4 protein-coding genes are annotated in these 5,707 nt (G+C 53.0%); 3 read left to right on the top strand and 1 reads right to left on the bottom strand.

What is annotated here, in order from left to right; translation table 11 throughout:
* The first annotated feature begins 626 nt into the window (after positions 1-626).
* The 3 genes from B7364_RS08460 to B7364_RS08450 all read left to right on the top strand — a co-directional run bounded on the left by B7364_RS08460 (position 627) and on the right by B7364_RS08450 (position 2,961).
* On the top strand, positions 627-1,556 hold the full coding sequence (locus B7364_RS08460) for an Abi family protein (protein ID WP_085339567.1): 930 nt from the start codon (positions 627-629) through the stop codon (positions 1,554-1,556).
* Positions 1,557-1,873: 317 nt separating this feature from the next.
* Positions 1,874-2,179, top strand: a complete 306-nt coding sequence (locus B7364_RS08455; RefSeq protein WP_085339566.1) for a PadR family transcriptional regulator — start codon at positions 1,874-1,876, stop codon at positions 2,177-2,179.
* A gap of 65 nt (positions 2,180-2,244) precedes the next feature.
* Positions 2,245-2,961: a DUF7937 domain-containing protein gene (locus B7364_RS08450; protein WP_157893604.1), complete on the top strand. Its 717-nt coding sequence runs from the start codon at positions 2,245-2,247 to the stop codon at positions 2,959-2,961.
* Positions 2,962-3,414: 453 nt separating this feature from the next.
* On the opposite strand, the gene B7364_RS08445 is transcribed toward B7364_RS08450, so the two are convergent.
* Positions 3,415-5,707, bottom strand: a 2,293-nt coding sequence (locus B7364_RS08445) for an SbcC/MukB-like Walker B domain-containing protein (protein WP_085339564.1), incomplete at its 5' end; no start/stop codon positions are given.

Here is a 5,707-nt window from a genome sequence, read left to right as displayed (position 1 = left end):
CTCTCCTTTCAAATGACGGACCAATCGGGGCTCAGGTCACGCCAAGCACTGAGATCAGACGCTCTTAGATCAGAAAGGCTCGTAAAACGCTGAACCTTCATCCAATCAAGAAAAGACCGAAGCGCTTGTTTATACTGAGAGCGTGTTCCAACATTCGCGTGCCTAGACGCCAAAATTTCCAACAATGACTCGACAGCAGCGCTATGCGTGCGATGAAGTAGAGAAACGGTTCCATCTTCCGTTAGATCGGCGACAAACCTATCGTTCGATCTCCGCAAACTCGATTGTCGGGCGCTTTCTAAAGTCATAGCGATATTGTCAGCTACACTGGTTAACATCCCCTTTCCCTCTGACAAAATCGATATTTTGTCAGAGGGCGAAGCTATCAGCGCAGACAATCACAATAAAGGATTGAAATAATTGAACCGAGCGGTCTCATCACTTATGCATATCAGATCTGCGTAATTGTCCATTGCATCTACTTTTGTCGTCGCGCTAGTAGGCAGCAACAACACCCCCCAAGCCTATGATCGCGAGGTTATGCTCAACGCCGGGGGGTTACTTCTTTCAGGCCCTTCCGGTTTACCGGGAGGGCCTGTTTCGTTGAACCTCCTGGAAGCGACAACATGAAGGCTGCCTACGTCAAACCAGCCACAACGATCGACCAACAGGCCGATCAATTGATCGAACGTGGGTTGGTCGTACATGACAGAGAGCGATTACTCCGCGAATTACGGACCATCGGTTACTATCGCCTAAGCGCCTATTGGCTGCCATTCGAGCTACCGGCACCCGAAAACCGGGCGCGCAGCAAGCAATTCCAGGACGGCACGCGGCATGAAGCAATCGTAGAACTTTACATCTTTGACCGAAAGCTGAGGTTGCTAGTAATGGAAGCGGTCGAACGGATAGAGATCGCAATTCGCGCGTCATGGACTAACCGGCTCGCACTAGCCGCTGGGCCGCATGCTCACTTAGATCCGACAAACTTTACTAATCCTTGGGAGCATGCTGGCAAAGTGGCACAGCTGGCACGCAATATCAGCCAAAGTAACGAAGTGTTTCTTGAACACTACAAAAACACGTATGACGTCCCGTACATGCCGCCACTTTGGGCTTCCACGGAAAGCATGACAATGGGCGAGCTATCTCAGTGGGTCGACATGACAAAAGACCGCTCCGTCCGCCGACATGTCGCAGACGATCTCGGACTCAGGACACCCGAAGTAGTCGATAGCGTGCTGCAAGTTCTCGCCTATGTTCGTAATATCTGCGCCCACCACGGGCGACTATGGAACCGGCGCCTGGTCAAAAAATTTATGCTTATCAAGCGTCTGAGGTCGGAATTGGTCATACTCGGGACAGGTGAAGTCGACAACCGGATTTACAACGTCTTGGTCCTCTGCTTGCATATGCTACGAGTACAGAGCCCTCAAACGAGCTTCGCGGCTAGAATCGCAGGTTTGATGGAAACTATCAGCGAAGGCCAGCGCGATGCCATGGGGTTTCCAAGAGACTGGCGCGAGCGCGTGACTTGGAATTTGTCTGCTACATGACCTTTTTACGGGGGATTCGCACCATACAGGCCAGAAGCCCTGCATGTGTTTGAACAAGTACGGCATGCTGGGTCGTTATCTAGCGATCCTGAATTCTTGCTGTGGGATACAGCAGAACAGTTGGAAATTGAGTTTTGGGACAGGTACAGCCTGCGGCAACACTCACCTAAGGCAAAATTGATCAAGACGGAGTGCGGGGAAACCGGTGAAGTTGGGCGCTCACCATTGGGCAAATCCCCAAGCTTGCAAGTTTTTGAGTGACGCACCTAATTTTTACCGCACTTGACTCTTAAATCTACATATGTTGATCTATTGGTATGAAACGCAACCGCCCCCTTTCAAGCCAAGCCCAAGACCTCCTCGCGATCCTCGCCAGCGCACCGACTGATTGGTGTTATGGCTATGAGTTGATGAAGGCGACCGGCATTAAGTCTGGCACGCTTTATCCTGTTCTCATGCGCTTGGATGAGCGCGGCTTGCTGGAAAGCAAATGGACGCCGCCAGACGTCGAGGGTAAGCCGCCTCGCCATGCATATCGACTGACTGATGCTGGGCTGAAGGCCGCCCGCGAGGCTAAGTCCAGCCGACCTGCTTTAACAAGTTTTAAGGAGCAAACCGCATGAGCCGCTTGGCTTTGAAACTTGCCATTGCGCTCTTGCCACCCAGTCGACGGGCTTGGGGGGAGGCGATGCGCGGTGAATACGAGCATTTGCGCGAAAATCAGAGCGCATTTGCGTTGGGCTGCCTTGGATCGTCGTTGAAAGAGAATGTAACAACCGCAGAAGGTTGGGCGCGGATTGGGTTTGGACTGGTCCTTCTGTTTTCTCTTTGGTTTGCGGGATATTGGACCTATTGGACTTTAAGCGCACTCTCCGAAATTTCGTCGCAGTTCAGCTTAAGGTTTTTTTGGACATTGGCGACGATGGGATTTGTTTCTTATCCGATTGTCCTGGGGTTGGCCGCACAAAAGGCGTTGAAGGCTCCCCTGGACCGGTTCCAGTTGGCAGAGATTGGCCACACAATGACATTTCGATGCTTGCTCATCACTGGCGGCATGCAGGCATTATTGTCGGTCGTGAGCATCGTTTCCATCGTGGTCGCCAACGCAAAGTACGAGCAGCTAGAAACAAGCCTTTCGGTGGGTTTAGTTTGCACCGTCTGTTTTTTGAGCGTTGCATGGTTTGCGCGACACAACGCGCGCATGATGCGCAATGCTGCTGCTCTCGCCCTCCTCCTATGTGCCATCTTCTACGGATTGATCGACGCTGTGTTGCCAAGCCTGACAGACAACTCAGGACATGACTGGGGATTTACCACGATCGTGATTGGGTTTTTGATGCTGTTGACCATGATCGCGAGCGCGCTCTTTGTTTGGATGCAGAGTCCAGCACGAGGGGCGACTTAAAAATTACTGTTGCGCTCAGTCCGCTGCTACGAAGGCTACCGGTGCATTTGTGAGATCCAGACAAAGATGGTACGCGACAGTCGGTACACTGACACATAGGAGGCTTCAGCAGACACCTTATCAGCGCACATTTCAAATGGTCTTACATTCCCTCTGGGCATGAGAACAGATCAAGCGTGCTCGTGTCAGGGCCCTTTCCTAAGCCTTCGCCTAAATGCATGCAGAAGTGCTTCACCCGGGAAAGGCCGGCATGAGCCTCAAAGCAAACTCTCCCGCCATTAGGCATTGAAACAACAATCATTGAGGCATTGCAGAATGGGCAAGATGTACGGAAACTACCTTGACGCTTCCTTTCAGTATCGCCTCTCCAAGTCCAACTCTCGCGCACTGGGACAATGGCTCCGTTCTTAAGTTGCCGCCTGTGCGCGCGCCGATAGATAAAGCGATCGTGCTTCATAACTCGCCCCGCTTTTCAATTGCACTACCCATCGGTCCTTTGCGAACATAGAAACCGTTCGGGATAGCTTCCTGGACCAGAGGAACGTGGGAAATAAGACCAACGGCTCTCGATTGTTTCACCAAACTGCCAAGAACATTGAGGACTTGATCAAGCGTGCCCGAACCGTTTTCGGTATCAAGGCTTCCGAAGCCTTCGTCGATGAAGATTGTATCAAGCCTGACCTTTCCGTTTGTGGCTTCGACAACATCTGCAAGACCCAGCGCCAGAGCGAGCGCCGCGATGAAGGTCTCGCCGCCGGACAGGGTGTCCGTTCCTCTGAACTTGCCTGTATGTGCATCAAAGACTTGAATGCCGAGGCCTCGGCTACCACGACCACCTTCCCTGTCACGCTCAAGCTGATATCGAGAGGAGGTCATCGGGCCTAGCCGCAGATTTGCAGCCTCGAGCACGCGATCGAACATAGCCCCGATCGCATAGGTTTCCAGTTTGAGATTGAGCGAATTTTCGCCATTCGCAAGGGCGGCGATCTTGCGAAGCGGGCCCGATTCCGCTTCCGCTTCAGCCACTTTGCGCATGGCTTCTTCTAGGCTTTTCCTTAGATGCTCCAGCTGATCGACACGGTTGTTGGCTGCGATCCGCTCTTCCGTTGATTTAGATAGGGCTGCTGCAGCGGATTCACTGGCTTGCTTCAACGTTGGAAGATCCAAGCGGGTAAGATCGCCGATGGCCAGAGTCGCTGCCTTTGCAGCACCCTGCGCTTCGTTCAATTGAGTCTGAAACTCTCTGACCGATTCTATGTCTGCCTCGATCATGGCGATTGCTGGTTTGAGATTTTGGAAGAGCTCTGCCGAAAGCCCTTGGTCGGCCAGACGGGTGGCAAAAGCCTTGTTTGCTTTCTCGAAGCGATCATTGCTTGCCGCAACTGCCTTCCCAGCCGCTTTGGAGGTAGCCACGGCTAACACCCAGGCCTCGCGCGCTGCTTGCGCTTGCGCTTCTGCTATCTTCTTTGCTTCGACGAGGCTGTCCAACAAAAGCGACACATCGGCCAGTTCTGATGCGATAGCGCTCTGTGTGCGAAGCGATTCGGGGATGGAATAGAGTTTTCCTTCGTGCTCGACTCGAGCTTCGGTCGAAATGTGACGGCTGTTCTCTGCCTTCGTACGGAGATGGTCGATTTCCAACTCTATGGCCGCAATCTCTCTGTCGAGCGTGTCAATCGACGCCTCGGCTTCCTCAAGATTGACAGAAGGGCCGAGCACATCGATGTCAGCCTCAATCTCTCGAACCTTATCTTGGATCACCACGAGCGCATCTGATTGCCGTTCCAACAACGAGAGGCTTTGTTCGAAAGCCTCAATTTTGGCTCTTTGCCCGGCTAGTCTTTCATTCATCTGACGAGCCGCCGCCTCAGCCTTTTCAAGCTCATCACGGGCTTCGCGAAAGGCCTGATCGCGTCCTACGTTCTCAATATCGCCCGTCGCTGGTCTCGGATGGTCTGTCGATCCGCATACCGGACAAGGCTGATCGTGTTCCAGCTTGGTAGCAAGATGCAGAGCTTGCACAGCTGCAAGGGCTTGCTCTGAAGCTACAAACACGGCGCGCGCGTTGGTTTCATGAACCGCCGCCTCAGTCGAAGCTTTGCGAACCTTGTCAAACTCCGCTTTCGCTAACTCAACCGCCGCTACTGCGCGTTCATAATCTTCAGCTGCCTTCCTTTGAACCAAAAGACTCGCATGTGTTTGAACTAATTGAGAACGTCGATTAGCTGCGGTACGGGCTGACTTCAGTTCTGAGTCTCGCTCGCTGCGCGATTTACGAAGCAGGTCCAGCCGTAAGCCACTTGTCTGGAGGGCGACCTGGGCTGTTTGATCAGCCATGATTGCCGCCTCTAAGGCTTCAGCGCTGGTTGAGGCAGCTTCAAGAACTGCGGCAAATCGCTCAAGATCGTCTTTGCGCTTGCGCGCGGCATCCATCTCAAGCACCCTTTCAGCTTCCCTCACAAGACTCTCGGCAGCTTCCTTCTCTCTTTGTTGTGCCTGGTGTTCTGCTGCCACAGCTTCGGCCAACTTCGCGTTGGTGGCATTTAGGTCTTTGCCCGCGTCGACCAATTGCTCTTCCAAATCTAGAATCAGCTGAGCGCTCGTCGCCAGTTTTACCCGGTCAGCAATCGCGGCAAACTCTTCTTTGCGTCCATCAAGGACATTCAGCCTTGCTTGCGCCTGTTCGAGTGTAACGAACTTGGTTTCTACGTAAGCGACCGGTCTTGGCCGCCTTGCATTGAAGTGG

Source organism: Aquidulcibacter paucihalophilus, from assembly GCF_002105465.1.
GTDB classification, from domain to species: Bacteria; Pseudomonadota; Alphaproteobacteria; order Caulobacterales; family Aquidulcibacteraceae; genus Aquidulcibacter; species Aquidulcibacter paucihalophilus.
The sequence above is the reverse complement of the archived record's forward strand: the minus strand, read 5'-3'. Positions and strand labels throughout refer to the sequence as shown.